Source organism: Phascolarctobacterium sp., assembly GCF_045124115.1.
Taxonomy (GTDB): domain Bacteria; phylum Bacillota; class Negativicutes; order Acidaminococcales; family Acidaminococcaceae; genus Phascolarctobacterium_A.
On sequence record NZ_JBGVLF010000066.1, the window covers coordinates 41541 to 58825 of the forward strand.

16 protein-coding genes are annotated in these 17285 nt (G+C 47.1%); all 16 read left to right on the top strand.

Annotated elements, in window-relative coordinates:
• Positions 1-39: 39 nt before the first annotated feature.
• The 16 genes from ACJMM4_RS09915 to ACJMM4_RS09990 all read left to right on the top strand — a co-directional run bounded on the left by ACJMM4_RS09915 (position 40) and on the right by ACJMM4_RS09990 (position 17236).
• Positions 40-1596: an oligosaccharide flippase family protein gene (locus ACJMM4_RS09915; protein WP_405380388.1), complete on the top strand. Its 1557-nt coding sequence runs from the start codon at positions 40-42 to the stop codon at positions 1594-1596.
• 14 nt (positions 1597-1610) lie between these two features.
• Entirely contained in the window at positions 1611-3158 is a 1548-nt protein-coding gene (gene mazG, locus ACJMM4_RS09920; RefSeq protein ID WP_405380390.1) for a nucleoside triphosphate pyrophosphohydrolase, read from the top strand.
• Positions 3159-3316: 158 nt separating this feature from the next.
• The gene (locus tag ACJMM4_RS09925) at positions 3317-3595 is read left to right on the top strand and encodes an HU family DNA-binding protein (protein ID WP_405380392.1); all 279 of its coding nucleotides are present in this window, start codon (positions 3317-3319) and stop codon (positions 3593-3595) included.
• 72 nt (positions 3596-3667) lie between these two features.
• Positions 3668-3973 carry a septum formation initiator family protein gene (locus ACJMM4_RS09930; RefSeq protein WP_405380394.1) on the top strand — a complete coding sequence of 102 codons (306 nt, stop codon included), beginning with the start codon at positions 3668-3670 and terminating at the stop codon, positions 3971-3973.
• 94 nt (positions 3974-4067) lie between these two features.
• A complete protein-coding gene (locus ACJMM4_RS09935; protein ID WP_405380396.1) occupies positions 4068-4517 on the top strand; it encodes a S1 domain-containing RNA-binding protein in 450 nt (149 codons plus the stop codon).
• A 62-nt stretch (positions 4518-4579) separates the two neighbouring features.
• Positions 4580-5608 (top strand): tRNA lysidine(34) synthetase TilS, encoded by a 1029-nt coding sequence (gene tilS, locus ACJMM4_RS09940; protein ID WP_405380398.1) that lies wholly within the window; start codon positions 4580-4582, stop codon positions 5606-5608.
• Between the two features lie 40 nt (positions 5609-5648).
• Positions 5649-6194: a hypoxanthine phosphoribosyltransferase gene (gene hpt, locus ACJMM4_RS09945; protein WP_405380440.1), complete on the top strand. Its 546-nt coding sequence runs from the start codon at positions 5649-5651 to the stop codon at positions 6192-6194.
• Between the two features lie 103 nt (positions 6195-6297).
• Entirely contained in the window at positions 6298-8172 is a 1875-nt protein-coding gene (gene ftsH / locus ACJMM4_RS09950) for an ATP-dependent zinc metalloprotease FtsH (protein ID WP_405380400.1), read from the top strand.
• A 122-nt stretch (positions 8173-8294) separates the two neighbouring features.
• Positions 8295-8480: a hypothetical protein gene (locus tag ACJMM4_RS09955; protein WP_405380402.1), complete on the top strand. Its 186-nt coding sequence runs from the start codon at positions 8295-8297 to the stop codon at positions 8478-8480.
• Positions 8481-8598: 118 nt separating this feature from the next.
• A complete protein-coding gene (murA, locus tag ACJMM4_RS09960) occupies positions 8599-9861 on the top strand; it encodes a UDP-N-acetylglucosamine 1-carboxyvinyltransferase (protein ID WP_405380404.1) in 1263 nt (420 codons plus the stop codon).
• 33 nt (positions 9862-9894) lie between these two features.
• Positions 9895-10920 (top strand): rod shape-determining protein, encoded by a 1026-nt coding sequence (locus ACJMM4_RS09965; protein ID WP_405384270.1) that lies wholly within the window; start codon positions 9895-9897, stop codon positions 10918-10920.
• 254 nt (positions 10921-11174) lie between these two features.
• Positions 11175-12554, top strand: a complete 1380-nt coding sequence (locus tag ACJMM4_RS09970; protein WP_405384272.1) for a phosphodiester glycosidase family protein — start codon at positions 11175-11177, stop codon at positions 12552-12554.
• A gap of 146 nt (positions 12555-12700) precedes the next feature.
• Positions 12701-14356: a SpoIVB peptidase S55 domain-containing protein gene (locus ACJMM4_RS09975; RefSeq protein WP_405384274.1), complete on the top strand. Its 1656-nt coding sequence runs from the start codon at positions 12701-12703 to the stop codon at positions 14354-14356.
• Between the two features lie 71 nt (positions 14357-14427).
• Positions 14428-15198, top strand: a complete 771-nt coding sequence (locus tag ACJMM4_RS09980; protein WP_405380412.1) for an MlaE family ABC transporter permease — start codon at positions 14428-14430, stop codon at positions 15196-15198.
• Positions 15199-15225: 27 nt separating this feature from the next.
• Complete coding sequence (locus ACJMM4_RS09985; protein WP_405380442.1) at positions 15226-15981, top strand: ABC transporter ATP-binding protein; 756 nt, start codon at positions 15226-15228, stop codon at positions 15979-15981.
• Positions 15968-17236 (top strand): MlaD family protein, encoded by a 1269-nt coding sequence (locus ACJMM4_RS09990; RefSeq protein ID WP_405380414.1) that lies wholly within the window; start codon positions 15968-15970, stop codon positions 17234-17236. Before ACJMM4_RS09985 ends, ACJMM4_RS09990 begins: the two co-directional genes overlap by 14 nt.
• The last annotated feature ends 49 nt before the right edge of the window (positions 17237-17285 follow it).

A 17285-nucleotide genomic window follows, 5' to 3' on the forward strand; every position in this document is an offset into this window, starting at 1 on the left:
ATAAGTTTTATGTTATTCGAAAGAAGGAGGTGAAGGCAGATGGGGAAAGATAAGTTCCTGCGGGGAGCAATGATTTTGACTTTGGCAGGGCTGATGGTAAAAATAATTGGCTCAGTCAACCGCATTCTGCTTTCACGTCTGTTAGGCGGGGAAGGCATTGGCCTGTACCAAATGGCTTACCCTGTATATTTGCTCTTGCTGGCCATTTCTTCCGCAGGTATTCCTGTTGCCATTTCCATTATCGTCTCCGGTTATTTAGCTAAACAGGATTACGGTAATGTGCGACGGGTGTTCCACCTGTCCTTAGCTGTGATGGCCTCCTTAGGCTTGGTGCTGGCGTTGCTCCTAGTTGCCGGGGCAGGCTGGTTGGTGGACACAGGCGTTATTCGCGACGGCAGAGCGTACTATGCTTTGGTGGCGTTGGCACCGGCAGTGTTCTTTGGCACTGTGCTGGCCAGCTTCCGAGGCCTTTTCCAAGGTCATCAGCTGATGACGCCTCCTGCTGTTTCCCAAATTTTGGAGCAGTTCATCCGCGTAGTTACCATGATTGTTTTAGCGTATGTACTGCTACCTTACGGTTTGGAGTACGCTGCTGCCGGTGCTGCCTTTGGCGCTGTGCCGGGCAGTTTGCTAGGCATGGTAGTGCTAGGCTGCTTTTATCACCATTACCGCAAAATTTGGCGGCAGCAGTATGGCGACTTGCAACCTCGGGAGCAATTGGAGCGTGGCGCTTTAGTTAAACGTTTGCTGTTTTTGGCATTGCCTGTATCCTGTGCCAATGTGCTGGTCCCAGTTACCAATAGCATTGACGTGTTGCTGGTGCCTGGATGCTTGATTAGTAGCGGTTTGACAGTGGAACAGGCGACCACCCAGTTTGGCTATTTGGCTGGTATGGCGCAGCCTTTGTTACTTTTGGCAACTATCCCTACCATTTCCTTAGCTACAAGCCTGGTGCCTGCTATTTCCGAGGCTCATGCCTTGGGCAAGTGGGATGTAATTGAGAACAAGGCGGCAACGGCCGTGAAGCTTTGCTGCTTGTTGACGCTGCCTGCGGCAGTGGGCATGGGCGTGTTGGCGGAACCTATCAGCCGTCTTTTGTACGGAACCGGGAAGGCAGGCGTCGCCATGCTGCATTCTGCACCTGCACTGTGGTTTTTAGGAATGCACCAAGTAACCACGGGTGTACTGCAAGGTATGGGGTATAGTGCTTTGCCCATGGTGCACATGTTGATTGGCATTGGTGCCAAGCTGGCTGTGCTGTCGCCCTTGACAGCAGGCGAGTATGGTATCGTCGGGGCAGCGTGGGCCACCAATATTAATTTTGGCGTTACCGCGCTATTGAATATTTTAGCTTTGGGCTATTACAAAATTACCTTTCGTTGGTATAATATAATTAGAATTATGGTGGCAGCTGCCTTGATGGGTGCTGTAGCCGTCAATGTCTATGCTGCTGCTGCCGTATTAGGTAACGTGGTGGCAGTGGTGTTGGCCATGGCTGTGGCAGCTGCAGCCTATGTGCTGCTTTTGCTGCTTCTGGGCGCTGTGAGCAAGGATGAACTGCGTCATTTACCATTAGTTAAGAAATTTTGCAAATAGATAGGAGAATTGCTATGGGTACTATTACTATCGTTGGCTTAGGTCCCGGTGCTGTAGGCCATTTGTCCTTGGAAACCATGGGGCTGCTGAAAAACTGTCAGCAGGTTATCTTGCGCACGGCTGTGCATCCTTCTGTTTCCGAACTGGAAAAAGAAGGCGTTAACTATACTTCCTGTGATGATTTGTACGAGCAGGGAGCATCCTTCGAAGAAGTTTATGGCAACGTTGTTGCCCGTGTTTTGGCTGCTGCTCAAAAGGGCGATGTGGTGTATGCTGTGCCCGGTAGTCCTCTGGTTGCGGAGCGCACTGTAGTAATGCTGCGGGAGCAGGCTAAGGAGCAGGGCGTGAAGCTGGTAATTAAGCCCTCCATGAGTTTCTTGGACTTGGCTTATGTAGAATTAGGCATTGACCCTATCGCCGGTCTGCGTATTATTGATGCCCAAGATTTTGCTGTCGTAGGGGATGCAGGTAATTATCCTTTGATGATTACCCAGGTTTACAGCCAATTGGTAGCTAGCGATTTGAAAATTGCCTTGATGGATACGCTGGATGATGATTACGAAATCTATTTCCTGCGCAATTTGGGCCTGCCTGACGAAGAATGCCGTCCTATAAAATTGTTCGAGCTGGATCGTCAGCCCCATATCGACCATTTGACCAGTGCTTATATTCCTCCCATGGAAGATGGCGTAATGCCTAAAGGTATTGTCAGCTTTGGTGATGATGAGGAAAGCGATGTGGAAGTTTTCAACGATGCCGATGAAGAATTGGTAGACACTGATTCCTTTGATGACGTTGATATCCAGCCTTTGGTAGATGTTATGCGTACTCTGCGTGAGCCCGGTGGTTGTCCTTGGGACCGTGAGCAAACCCATGCGTCCATCCGCAGCAACATGATTGAAGAAGTTTACGAATACTTAGAAGCCGTTGATAATGACGATGTGGAAGGTATGCGTGAAGAACTGGGCGATGTGCTGATGCAGATTGTTTTCCATGCCCGTATGGCGGAAGAAGCGGGTCGCTTTGATTTGCAGGATGTTATTGACGAAGTAGTGGATAAATTGATTCGCCGTCATCCCCACGTTTTCGGCGAAACTCATGTTAATGGCAGCGATGAAGTGCTGGTAAATTGGGAAGCTATCAAGAAAACGGAGAAGACTGAGCGCAAGCATATTCTTGATGGTGTAGCACAAGGCTTGCCTGCACTGATGCGTGCGTACAAGCTACAGAGCAAGGCTGCTAAAGTTGGCTTTGATTGGCCTGATACCACCGGTGTATGGGCAAAGGTACAGGAGGAATTGGGCGAACTGCAGGAAGCACTGCAGGCAGGGGACAAGGAAGCGGCAGAAGCAGAATTAGGCGACGTGCTTTTTGCCATCGTTAACTATGCGCGTCATTATAAAATTGAGCCCGAAGTTGCTCTAAATGGGACTAATAATCGCTTTGCTACCCGTTTTGCCCATGTGGAAGCGCAAGTGGAAGCAAGCGGTAAAACATGGCAGGATTTTACTTTGGCTGAACTGGATCGCTTCTGGGATGAGGCTAAAGCAGCAGAAAAGTAAGGGAAACCCCTATAAATACGGGGAATTGGAAGAAATTTTCTAAAAAAGGCTTGCAGGAAACTGTTTTAGCGTGTAGAATACTATATGCTAGTCAAGATGAGCCGCGTGCTCTGAATTTGATTGAAGCTCGAAGACTATAACTGAAGGAGGATTTTTTAATGAACAAGACTGAATTAATCGCCGCTGTTGCAGAAAAAGCTGGCTTGACCAAAAAAGACGTGGAGAAGGCAATTTCCGCTACTCTGGAAACCGTTAAGGAAGAGGTAGCTAAAGGCGGTAAGGTACAGGTTGTAGGCTTCGGCACTTTTGAAGCACGCACCCGCAAAGCTCGCATGGGCAAGAACCCCCAAACCAAGGCTGCAGTAGAAATTCCTGCTGCTACCGTTCCTGCTTTCAAAGCTGGTAAAGCTTTCAAGGACGTTGTAAACGCAAAATAATCTTGTTTGCTAAATGCCCGGCTTTGTAGTCGGGCATTATGTGTTTTTTTGACGTAAAACCAGGAGGTACCCATGAGAAGGCGTAAAAGACGTAAATCTCGCGGCTTTTTGCTGTTCATGCTGGTAGTCATCGCCATGTGCACTTTTGTAGTTGGCAGGCAGGAGTACAGCATCTACAAGATCAAGCAGGAGCAGGAAGCTACAGCGCTGCGTATTGAAACTCTGCAGAAGCAGAAAGCAGAGCTGGAAGCGGAGCGGAAGCGACTGCATGACCCGCGTTATATTGAAAAGCTGGCCCGCGAGGATTACAATATGGTGGGTAAAAATGAGGTGCCCCTCTTTATAGTAGAGGACCAAAAGCAAGCAGAACAAAAGTAATGGTCTTTGTTCTGCTTTTTTTGTTGACACTTTTCTTTTGTTAAGAGTATAATACAATAGTATTAAAGAATTTTTAAGGGGGATTTTTTTCTCGATGTCACTTGAAGTAGGTGCAATTGTTGAGGGTGAAGTCACTGGCATCACCAATTTTGGCGCTTTTGTCCAATTACCGGAAGGCAAAGTAGGCCTTATCCATATTTCCGAAGTATCCAATGTTTATGTAAAAGATGTGCATGACTTTTTAAAAGAACATGACAAGGTTAAGGTCAAAGTATTGACCATTGATGAGCGTGGCAAGATTGGTCTGTCTATTAAACAGCTCACTCCTCCGCCTGCTCCTCAACCTAAGCCCCAACGTCCGCAGCCGGAAAACCGCGAACGTCGTGGCAATGGCATGCGCCAGCAAAGTGCACGTCCCGCATCCCCGCTTTCTTTCGAGGATAAATTGTCCAAGTTCCTGAAGGACAGCGATGACCGCATGCTGGATTTAAAACGCAATACTGAATCCAAACGTGGCGGCCGTGGCGCCAGACGTGAAAGATAAGTTTGGTGAAAAGGGGCACTCTGCGGGGTGCCCTTTATTTTCATGTAGCAGAATATAAAGCTATGAAGATTGATGCATTAGTATTCAAACTGCATAAAGCATTACGCAAGGCGCTGGAGGCTGACAAACATTATTTGCTTGCCGTTAGCGGCGGTTCTGACAGTATGGCGCTTTTGAGTGCTTGTATAGCTTTGCAAAATGAAGGCTATGGTACGTATAGCGTCTGTCATGTGGAGCACGGTCTGCGGGGCGAGGAAGCTATCGCTGATGCGGATTTTGTTGCAAGCTTCTGTAAGGAGCGCTGTATTCCTTGCTTTGTAGAACATGTGGACGTGCTTGCCCAAGTGGCGGAGCAAGGGCTTTCTGTAGAGGAAGCTGCCCGGAATCTGCGCCATGGTGTTTTGCAAAGCGTTGCTTTGCGGGAAGAGTGCGACACTGTCGTTTTCGCTCATAACAGCGATGACCAGGTGGAAACGGTGCTGATGAACATTTTGCGTGGCACAGGGCTGAAAGGCTTGGGCGGTATCCGTAGCTGCAGCCATGCAGGGTTACATCCCCTGTTAGGCTTTTCCCACGCTCAATTGGCAGAATACTGCCGCGTGCAGGGAATCGCTTATCGTCATGACAGCAGCAATGATGATTTAGTTTATACCAGAAACCGTATCCGTCACGAGCTTGTTACCTATTTAGAGCAAAATTTTAACAGTAATTTGTGTAGCAGTCTAACTACGATGGCGATGCTGATGCAGGAAGAAAATGATGCTTTAGATGCTGTTGCTTGGCAGGCTTTTGCCGAAGCTGCAGCTGTAGATACAGGGGCGGAAACCGATGGTTGCTGTGTACGTATTTACGGCAAAAAGTTGAAAAAATACCCTGCTGCTGTAGCCAAAAGAGTTATTCGTAAAGCCTATGCTGCTTTAAGCAGAGCAACATTGAGCTATGAGCGTACTCAAGCAGTTTACGATTTATACGTACGTAATGCAGGTGGTAAGACGGTACAGCTTCCTGATGGCGTCATTGTTAGCTGCGCCAAGGGTGTGCTTATCTTCCGACGTTTACGTGTTGCAGGTAGGAAAGATTTTTCCGAATAAATACATTATATGTCAAAGAAATTTTATAAAAGGAGTTTTTATCATGCATGACGACATTAAAACTATTTTGTTGACTAAAGAGCAAATTGATACCCGTGTTGTAGAAATGGGCAAGGAACTCACTGAAGCCTACAAAGACAAGGATTTGGTTGTTGTAGTATTGTTAAAAGGTGCAGCTTGGTTTGCTACCGACCTGACTCGTGCAATCGACCTGCCCCTGCGTGTGGACTTTATGGTTGCCTCTTCCTATGGTAACGGCACCAGCACCACCGGCAATGTAAAGGTAAAACTGGACTTGAGCGAAGATATTAAGGGTAAGGATGTTTTAGTTATTGACGATATTATTGACAGTGGTGTAACCTTTGCTGCCATCAGCGATATGCTGCGCCAATATAAACCTGCATCTTTAAAGACTGCTGCCCTGTGCGACAAGGCTGAGCGTCGCGTAAACGGTTTGCAGGCAGATTATGTGGGCTTTAAGATTCCTGATGAATTTGTTGTAGGCTATGGTTTGGACTATGCAGGCGACTATCGCAACCTGCCCTATATCGGGGTACTGAAACCTTCTGTATATGCTAGAAAATAATAGGGCTCGGGGTGAAAAGGAAAATTTCCCCAAAATAGTTGCTTGATTTTGCTTACTATAATATAATAAAAACATTACCGTAAAGTGGAAGGAGGATACGTCCTTGAATAAATTTTTTAAGAACGTACTTTTTTATCTGCTGGTAATCATGGTACTTATCTGGATGTTTGATTTCTACGGGCAGAAAACACCTAAGGCTGATGAGATTAGCTACAGCAGCTTTATGCAGCATGTTCAGTCTGAAGAAATTACCCAGGTAAAGATTGTTGATAATGTTATCAGCGGTAAATTGAAGGATGGCAAAGATTTTACTACCGTTGCTCCTAATGACAGCAAGCTGGTGGAAAAACTAGAAGCCAAAAATGTTGATATTAAAGCTGAGCTGCCCCCGCAACCACCTTGGTGGATGAGCATTTTAAGCAGCCTGCTGCCCATGCTGATTATCGTCGGCCTGTGGTTCATGATGATGAACCAAGGCGGTGCCGGTGGTGGCAAGGTGATGAACTTTGGTAAGAGCCGTGCCCGTCGCTATGATGATGAGAAAAAGAAGGTAACCTTCAAAGATGTAGCAGGTGCAGCTGAAGCTAAACAGGAACTGGAAGAAGTTGTAGAATTCTTGAAGAGCCCCCAAAAGTACAACGATTTGGGTGCCAAGATTCCTAAAGGCGTACTGCTTTATGGTCCTCCTGGTACAGGCAAGACCTTGTTGGCTAAAGCTGTTGCCGGTGAAGCAGGCGTGCCTTTCTTTAGCATTTCCGGTTCTGACTTCGTAGAAATGTTTGTTGGTGTAGGCGCTTCCCGTGTCCGCGACTTGTTTGATATGGCTAAGAAAAGCGCTCCCTGCATCGTCTTCATTGACGAAATCGACGCTGTAGGCCGTCAACGTGGTGCCGGTTTAGGCGGCGGTCATGATGAACGCGAACAAACCTTGAACCAACTGTTGGTAGAAATGGATGGCTTTGGTGCTAACGAAGGCATTATCATGATTGCTGCTACCAACCGTCCTGATATTCTAGATCCAGCTTTGCTGCGTCCGGGCCGTTTCGACCGTCAAATCGTGGTTGACCGTCCTGACATCAAAGGCAGAACAGAAATTTTGGGTGTTCATGTAAAAGGCAAACCCGTTGGCAACGACGTTTCTTTGGACGTAATCGCTCAACGTACACCCGGCTTTACCGGTGCTGATTTGGCCAACTTGGTCAACGAAGCTGCACTGTTGACTGCCCGTAAGGACAAAAAAGTCATCAACATGCCGGAAATGGAAGAAGCTGCTGAACGCGTTATCATGGGCCCTGAACGCAAGAGCCGTGTTATCAGCGATAAGGAGAAACGCCTGACTGCATATCATGAAGGCGGTCATACCATTGTAGGTATGCTCCTTGAACATACTGATCCTGTCCATAAGGTTACCATTATCCCCCGCGGCCGTGCCGGTGGCTATACCCTGAGCTTGCCGAAAGAGGATAAGTATTACGCAACCCGTAGCGAAATGCTGGACGAGTTGAAGGTGCTCTTAGGCGGTCGTGTGGCGGAAGCTTTGGTGCTGAAGGAAATTTCTAGTGGTGCCAGCAACGATCTGCAGCGTGCTACCCAATTGGCACGTCAAATGATTTGCGAATACGGTATGAGCGAAAACATCGGCCCTGTAACCTTTGGTCATCGTCAAGACCAAGTTTTCTTAGGTCGCGATATTGCTCGCGATAAAGACTACAGTGAAGAGGTTGCTGCGGAAATCGATAAGGAAGTACGTGCTTTCTTGGAAGATGCTTACGCTGCTACTGAAAAGCTGTTAAGCGAAAACATTGATAAGCTGCATGTTATCGCTCAAGCGTTGATGGAAAAAGAAACCTTGGATGAGGAAGAAATCAACCAACTGGTCAAATATGGCCATATTCTTTCTGCAGAAGAAAAACTGTACTTGGTACAGCAGTCTGTAGCGGAAGAAGAAGCTGCTAACGCTGCTGAAGCTGAAGCATAAAGAAAATAATTTCTCAGAGGTCGGAATAACTCCGACCTCTTTTTTACAATTTTTCCTTAATAATATTCTTGCAGAATGGTTGTGTTTATAGTATCCTATATATGGAAAAGGAGGACTGTAAGATGACTGATATTGCTGAAAGCCTAGCGGGCAACAAGATGCTGATGCTCAAGCAGGATATTGCTTTTTTGCGGGAGCGCTTGGCAGCATGCACTGATGAAGATGCCAAGAAAGCCATCCGTCGCGAACTGATGGAAAAAGAAACATACTACAATATCCTTGCAGACCGCCAGCGCATCAACTACTAAGCCGGAATCAACTGCCGGCTTTTTCTGTGTGTAAGTATTGAAAAAGTTCCGGTAATGATGATAAAATATAATTTACGATAATTTTTATTCCCAGTTATGCTCGTGTAGGAGGACTATTTTGGAAAAGTTAGTTGTAAAAGGCGGCAACCGCTTGCAGGGTACTGTTAAAACAAGCGGTGCTAAAAATGCTGTATTGCCGATTATTGCTGCTTCTATCTTGGGGACCACGCCTAGCCATTTGGACGAAGTGCCTATGTTGGAAGATGTGCATACTATAAGTGAAGTTTTGCGTCGCTTAGGGATGAAGGTAAATTGCCCTGAGCCTAATGTGCTTGATATAGATAGCAGAGAGATTACCTCTTGTGAGGCTCCTTACGAATTGGTACGTACCATGCGTGCTTCTTTCTTGGTTATGGGCCCTTTGCTGGCGCGTATGGGCAGAGCCCGCATTTCCATGCCCGGTGGCTGCGCTATCGGCGCCCGCCCCATCGATATCCATTTGAAAGCTTTTGAAGCTTTGGGTGTGAAGATTGAACAAGGTCATGGTTACATTGATGCTACTGCTCCCAACGGTTTGAAGGGTACCAATATTTATTTTGATTTCCCCAGCGTAGGTGCTACCGAAAATATTTTGATGGCAGCATCTTTAGCTGAAGGGGTTACTATTGTCGAAAATGCAGCGGAAGAACCGGAAATAGTCGACCTTGCCAACTATCTGAATAAGATGGGTGCCAAGATTCGCGGTGCAGGTACGGACACCATCCGTATTGAAGGTGTGAAGGAACTTCATGGCGCCGACTATACCATTATTCCCGACCGCATTGAAGCAGGTACCTATATGATTGCAGCTGCTATGACCGGTGGCGACGTCATTGTAGAAAACGTGCTGCCTGAACACCAAAAGCCTTTGATTGCTAAACTGCGTGAGGCAGGCGCTTTGGTTGAGGAAGATATCGACAAGGTACGTGTGGTGGGCAGGCTGCCTTTGAAGGCTGTGTCCATTAAAACTTTGCCTTATCCCGGGTTCCCCACGGATATGCAGGCGCAGATGATGGCCATGATGGTTATTGCTGAAGGCCGTAGCAAGGTGACGGAAACTGTTTTTGAGAACCGCTTTATGCATGTGGTTGAGTTAAACCGCATGGGCGCTGATATTACCACTGAAGGTAGAAGTGCTGTGATTGAAGGTCCCAGCAAGTTGACAGGCTGCGATGTACGTGCCACAGACTTGCGCGCCGGTGCTGCTATGATTTTAGCTGGGTTGGTGGCAGAAGGCACTACCCGTATTGGTGATTTGCACCATATCGACCGCGGTTATGAGCATATTGTGGACAAGCTGCGTGGCTTGGGCGCTGTAATTGAGCGTATTGATGTAGACTAATCCATTGGCTTTACGAAAAAGAGGAGACAGATTATGTTTAAAAGTATGGATATAGGTATTGATTTGGGCACCGCCAATATCCTTGTGTTCGTTAAGGGCAAGGGCGTGGTGCTGAAGGAGCCCAGTGTTGTGGCTATTGACAAAGTGCACAACAAAGTGTTGGCAGTGGGCGAGGATGCTCGCGAAATGTTGGGGCGTGCTCCCGGAAGCATTGTGGCAATCCGTCCTTTAAAAGAGGGCGTTATTGCTAACTATACCGTAACCCAAAAATTGTTGGCTTACGTAATTGAAAAGGTAGCAGGCAAGAGCTTGTTCTTCAAGCCCCGTGTTATGACCTGTGTGCCCATCGGTATTACTTCCGTAGAGAAGCGTGCCGTTATGGAAGCTACTACTCAAGGCGGTGCTTCTAAAACTTATTTGATTGAAGAACCTTTAGCTGCGGCTTTAGGTGCAGGTATTGATATTTCTGTACCGCGTGGCAACATGGTTGTGGATATCGGTGGCGGTACTACCGATATTGCTGTCCTCAGCTTGGGCGGTATTGTAGTTGATTCTTCTATCCGCATTGGTGGCGACCATTTTGATGAAGCTATTGTCCGTCATGTAAAAAAAGTACACAATGTTTTGATTGGCGAGCGTACTGCGGAAGAAATCAAAATCAAGGTTGCTACTGTAGCACCTGATGGCAGAAACGAAAGCATTACTGTACGCGGTCGCGATATGGTGACAGGTCTGCCGAAAACTTTTGAAGTTAGCAGCGATGACTGCCGTACTGCTTTGGAGGATGCAATTGCTTCTTTGATCGCTACTGTGCGCCAAGTATTGGAAAAATGCCCGCCGGAACTGGCTGCAGATATCGTGGATAATGGTATCTATCTGACTGGTGGTGGCGCAATGCTGGACGGTTTGGCAGAAGTTATGCAGCGCGAAACCGGTATTACCACTCATATTGCTGATAATCCCTTGGAGTGTGTGGCTTTAGGCACCGGTAAAGCACTGGAAAACTTAGACAAGCTGCATCCAGGAACTGTTTATACTGTTTCTAATTTAGATATGTAAGTAAATTTGAGAGGCTGTGACGAAGTTCGTCAATATATCTATTCCCGCCTCACATGCGATTTCTTAACGCTCATTTCGTGCAGAATCACAGCGAAGATTCGCGGCCGAGCTTGTTCATAGAATAAGCTGCTGTTCGCTTCACTTCGGTGATTCTAGGCACTCATGAGCTAAGTTCGCAATGATTCGTCTGGGAATATGATGTGTTGACCACTGTCACGGTCTCTTTTTCGCGTGAAACATGGAGGTTGCATAGTATGAGGAAACTCATTGTAGGTGTTGCGATGGCCATGTTGGCAATGGTATCAGTAGCCAGCGCTGCGCCTGTGGAAAAGCTGCGAACCAGCGTAAGTCCGGCTAGGGTGCGGGTGGTGCTTGATAGCAAAGAGCCCATCGCCTACAAGGTGGATAAGGATAATTTACAACTGGAAGTGGAACTGCCTGAAAGTACGGCTGTTAAACAGCAGGCACCTTTAAAGGATGCTGCAGTTAAGAGCGTGCGCTTAGTTCCCGTAGGCAATAAAGCAGCTAAACTTATTATTGACTTAAAAAAGGACTGCCAATATAAAGTATATGCTTTACCTAATCCTCATCGTCTGGTAGTAGATATTTTCCGCATTAATATTATTAAGCAGAGCAGGGAACTCGCCAAGGGCGTGACTTATACTTACGCGCAGGACGAAATGAACGGCAGGCAGATTCAAGCGTACGTAGTAAGTGTTGCTCCGAAAGCCAAGTACAAACTGCAACCTTTTTCTGCAGCGGGCGCGTATAATGGCAGGGGCTTAGTTTCTAGACAGGCTGCTGCAAAAAAAATGCTGGCTGCTATTAATGCTTCCTACTTCGATACGGATGGCTGGGTTATCGGTAATGTAAAGAAGGATGGGGAACTGCTGGCCATGGATGAGCAGCCGCGCAGCGGTCTTGTCATTAAAGATGGTGAGCCGGATATCGTGAAGGATATTGCCTATACAGGTACGCTGACCATCAATGGTGGCAGGAAACTGCACATTAAAGGCATGAACCGTCTGCGTGTTGCCGAAGATTTAGTGCTGTACAATCATCATTTTGCTCCCACTACTAAAACTAACCAATGGGGCTGTGAAGTTAAGCTTATTAACAACCGCGTAACAGATGTTTCTACGAAAGGCAATATGGTCATTGCTGCCAATAGCATTATTGTCAGCGGTCATGGTACTAACAAAGATGCCTTGTTGAAATTGCACGTTGGTGACAGAGTTGCTTTGCAGGAAACTTTAGGCAATAGTGCTGCGGATGCTGCGGAGACCGTGGTTAGCGGCGGACCGCTTTTAGTAGAGCATGGACGTGTTAATGTACGGGTGCAGGAAGAAGCGATTGCCAATGATATTGCCAGAGGCCGTGCTCCCCGTACTGCCGTAGGTATCAAGAAGGATGGCAGTCTGCTCTTAGTAGTTGTGGACGGGCGTAGCAATAACTCCGCTGGGATGACGCTGCAGGAGCTGGCAACCTATATGCTGCGTCTAGGTGCGCAAGAAGCAGTAAATTTTGATGGCGGCGGCAGCAGCGTAATGGCTATCAATGGCAAGGTGGTCAACAAACCTTCCGATGGCAGGGAACGTCTCGTAAGCATTGGCTTGGGGCTTGTAGCGCAATAATACACAGTTTCTTAACTTGTCAAATGATAAGGCAGGCTGTATAATTAATTTAATAGTAGACTAGTTAGTCAGCAACATGTGCCGGCGTGATTTCCACGCCGGTATTGAAATATTAGCCCTTGAACAAGGGCGTGTAGGAGCAATTAATGAAGATTTTACTTTTAACATTCCTTCTGTGCTGTCAAATGGTAATGGCAGCGGCGAACGTACCCTTGATGCCTGTCCGTGATATTAAACCGGGGATGCAAGGCATAGGCAAAACTGTTATCAGTGGCGATACTATCGAAGAATTTAACGTAGAGATTTTAGGCGTTAGCGGTAACGAAGCCACCGGTTACAGTATTTTTGTGCGTTTATATGGTGATTTGATTGATAAAACAGGTGGTGTTGCTCAAGGTATGAGTGGTAGTCCTGTTTATGTGGATGGCCGTTTGGTAGGCGCAGTAGCTTTTGGCAAGGTCTTTAACGATCCTAACTATTGTTTCCTAACTCCCATTGGCAGGATGCTGCCTTTGGTAGACGAGCCTTTCAACACTCCCTCCGATTGGATTCCTAAAGGTACTGCTTTGCAGGCTGGTGGTTTTACGGAAGCCGGTTTAGCTTACTTGCAGGAGAAACTGCAGCCCTTGGGCCTGGATGCTGTCAGCGGCGGCAGTACAGGTCAAACTTCAACTAAAGCTTTAGAAGCAGGCAGCGCCGTAGGTGCGTCCTTGATGCAGGGCGATATGACTTTGGGCGCTTTGGGCACAGTTACTTGGACCGATGATGCAGGTCATGTGCTGGCTTTTGGTCATCCCTTCATGCAGAGAGGCGATAGTAATTTTTATATGACTAAAGCCTGGGTGTTGGGCGTTGTCCCCAATCTGCAGAGCGGCTATAAAGTTGGCAATTTAGGCGAAGCTGTGGGCAGCTTTACCCAGGACCGCAGCAGCGGTATCGGTGGTGTGGAAGGCAAGTTGCCTAGTTCCGTTCCTGTCTTTGTTAATGTGAATGATTTGGGACGTGGGCGTGGTTGCAGTTTGCGTGTGCGTGTGGCAGAAGACGAAAAACTTTTGCCTGCCATCGTAGATGCTGTAGTTGCCAATGGTTTGAGCAAGTCCGTTGACCGTGGTGGCGGTGGTACTGCCAAGCTGCGTTTTATGATTACCGGTGTGGACGGCAAAAAAGGAAATATCCTAATTGATCGCGAGAATATGTATTATTCCGGTGACGCTTTATTGAAGAATGTGACTGGGGAAATGACGGAAGCACTGTCCACTTTGATGCGGAATAAGTTTGATGCGGTACAGCTTTATGGCGTTACTGTGGAAGCACAGGTAAGCGATGAAGCCCAAGTGGCAGAAATTCAGTCCGTAAAAACTTTGAACCGCAAAGTAAAACCCGGCGAAAAGGTAGCCATTGACGTTACTTTGAAACCTTTCCGCGGGCAGGAATTTACCCGTACGGTTTACTTCAAGGTTCCCAAAGATCATGTAGGCGGCAAGCTACCTCTTAGTGTACGCGGTGGCAGCAGCATGGCGTGGGTTGTCGAGCTGCTGCGTAAACAGCAGCAGGAAGGCGCTCCGGAAGCTAAGAAGAAGGAAGTCCGCCGCACTTTGCAGGATTATATTAAGAGCGTAAATAACGCTGATAAGAATAACGAAATCGTCGTGGATTTGGCGCAGCCTAATATGGCTCCTGCCGGCGAACAAAATGATGCAGGTTTGATTGGCTTGCTGCAAGGTTCTCCTTTCAAACAGAAATATCCCTTTGATTTTATTATTGATGGTGAAAGCGAAATAGTTTTGACTGTGGAAAAATAATTGCTTTTGCCACAAGTATGCCATATTTTTAGGCTATAATAAAAATAGCAAGATAGAAAAGGATGCTTACTATGTTAAAGTCGATTTGTGCAGCAATAGGCAAACAAATAATGTTATTTTGCGCTGCTAGCGGCAGAATGACACTGCTGTTCTTGGGGACGCTGAAGCGCCTCAAAGACGCAGACCTGAAGGAAGTTGTGCGCCAGATGGCGCTTTTGGGTGCAGATTCTCTGCCCATTGTTTTGATGACTATCCTTTGCACAGGTATGGTTTTCTCCGTGCAGACTGCCAAGGAGTTTGTCCGTCTAGGCGCTGCCTCCACAGTTGGCGGTATTGTGGCCATTGCTATGGCCCGTGAACTGGTGCCTGTTTTGGTAGGCGTAGTTGTGGCAGGGCGCATTGGCGCGGCCATTGCTGCGGAGCTGGGAACCATGAAGGTTACGGAGCAGATCGACGCACTAAGGGTAATGGCAGCCAATCCTATCAGCTATCTTGTTGTGCCGCGCTTTATTGCGGTAGTGTTGATGATGCCGGTACTAGTGGTGTTCGCTAATCTTATTGGCAATATCGGTGGTTGGGTTGTTGCCCACTACTACGCAGGCATTGGTACATTTACTTATGAAAATTCCATCCGTACCTTGGCAGAGTTCTACGATGTTTTTGGCGGTATGCTGAAGAGCTGCGTTTTTGGCGCCATTATCTCTATCGTAGGTTGCTACAAGGGCTTGAATGCTCCTAATGGTGCGGAAGGCGTTGGCCTGGCAACTACTGCTTCCGTAGTGTTGTCCATTATTCTGATTTTTATTTTTAATTACTTTTTGTCCATTCTTATTTATGTGTAAGGAGTTGGCGTGATGAATACAGAAACGATGATTAAAATACGCCAACTGAAAATAGCCTTTGGCAGCAAAGTGGTCCTAGATGATTTAGATTTGGATGTATATAAAGGTGAAACTTTGGCGATTATCGGGCCTTCCGGTACAGGTAAGAGCACGGTAATTAAGGTGTTGACCGGGCTTTTGGCTCCCAATGATGGCAGTGTAATCATTGGCGGCAAGGAGACCAGCACCTACAGTGAAGAAGAATGGGATACCTTGCGCAGCAGGATGGGCGTAGTTTTCCAATATTCTGCTCTCTTTGACTTTTTAACTGTAGGGGAAAACGTAGCCTTTGGTTTAAGACGTCACTTTCAACTGGCGGAGGAAGAAATCCAACGCAGAGTGGCAGTGCTTTTAGATTTAGTAGGTATGCCGGGAACACAGGCGATGCTGCCTGCGGAGCTTTCCGGCGGTATGAAGAAAAGAGTTGGCTTGGCAAGGGCGTTAGCTATGCAGCCTGCCATAGTCTTTTATGACGAGCCTACTTCCGGACTTGATCCGGTAATGACGATGAATATCAGCAGACTGATTCGCAAGACTCAGCAGCAGCTGGGTGTGACATCAGTTTTGGTAACTCATGATATGGACAGTGCTTATTACGCTGCTGACAGGATTGCCATGTTGTATAAAGGAAAAATCGTCCAAGTGGGGACACCGGACGAAATCAGGAATAGCACAAATCCGGTCGTGCACGCTTTCGTAAACGGCTTGGAGTGGAAAGAGGAGGATGCAGATGGGAAACAGTGAAGTTAAGGTAGGCGCTTTTGCTTTAGGCGGCGCTGTGGTGCTGGCAGGCATCATCACCTTTATGGGAGCGTTTTCCTTTGGCAAAAAGGGTTACGAACTGCGGGTAGAGTATCCTCAGGTAAGCGGTTTGATGCCCGGTCATGTAGTGCGTTACGCAGGTGTGCAGGTTGGTACGGTTAAGAAACTTAACGTCTCTCCCGATAAGGTTGAGGTTATTGCAGAAATAGACGATAATATTAAGATTCCCACAGGTGCTGTTTTCAGCATTGCTGCTGACGGTATCATGGGAGAAAAATACGTGAATGTCGTGCCGCCGAAGAAGCCCGGGCAAGGCTTTATTAGCGAGGGCAGCACTATTCATGGCGTTCCCGGTGGCGGCATGGATGAATTCTTTGCTAACTCCGGTGATTTGGTGGAACGCATGGAAAATATTGCCAGTGCTTTTGAAAATGTCTTTGGCGATAAAGAAGTGCAGCAGTCCATGAAGGAAGGCTTCAAGAATATGCAGGCCATTACGGAAAATATGAATACCTTTACCAAGGTTATGGCCGACGTGGCAGTTACCAATCAGCAGGATATTAGCCAAATGGTGCAGAATATCAACATGCTGAGCCAAAGAATGGCAGCAACTTCTGCGCATATAGAAAGCCTTGTTGCAGGTGTTGATAATAATGGTGAAACAGGGCGTAATATGGCGGCTATTGTGAAAAACTTAGCGGATACCAGCCAACGTATGGAAAATATTGTGCAGGTATTGGAAACTGTGGCCCAGGACCCTGTGACCAAAGATTCCTTGAAGGAAACCTTGGTGAATGTGAAAGAAGCCAGCGCGCGTGCCAATAAAATTATGGGTACGCTGACGGAAGCAAAGATTTCCGCAGACGTAGGTTATGCCGGCGAAGGCGGCGACTGGCGCGGCAGTTTAGGCGTAACTTTGAGTCCCAGTGATAACGCTTTCCTTTATATGGGCGGCTACGATATTGGCGAAGCCAATAAGTTTGATTTCATTATGGGACGCAAAATGGGTAATGCTGCTGTAGGCATGGGCGCTATGCAGGGGGAATTCGGCGTAGGTTTGAGCTACGATTTAAGTAAAGACTTTAAGCTGTATTCGCAACTGTATGATTTCGATGACGCTAAAGTGCGTTTGGGTGGCGAACTGCGTTTGACTGATAGCTTTTCTCTGTACGGCGAAACCATGGATTTGGGTGGAACCAAGCGCGACACCTATATGGGTGTAAGAACTTATTTCTGATTTCATAAATTTTTCATTTGACATTTGCCGATGGAAAAAATATAATTTT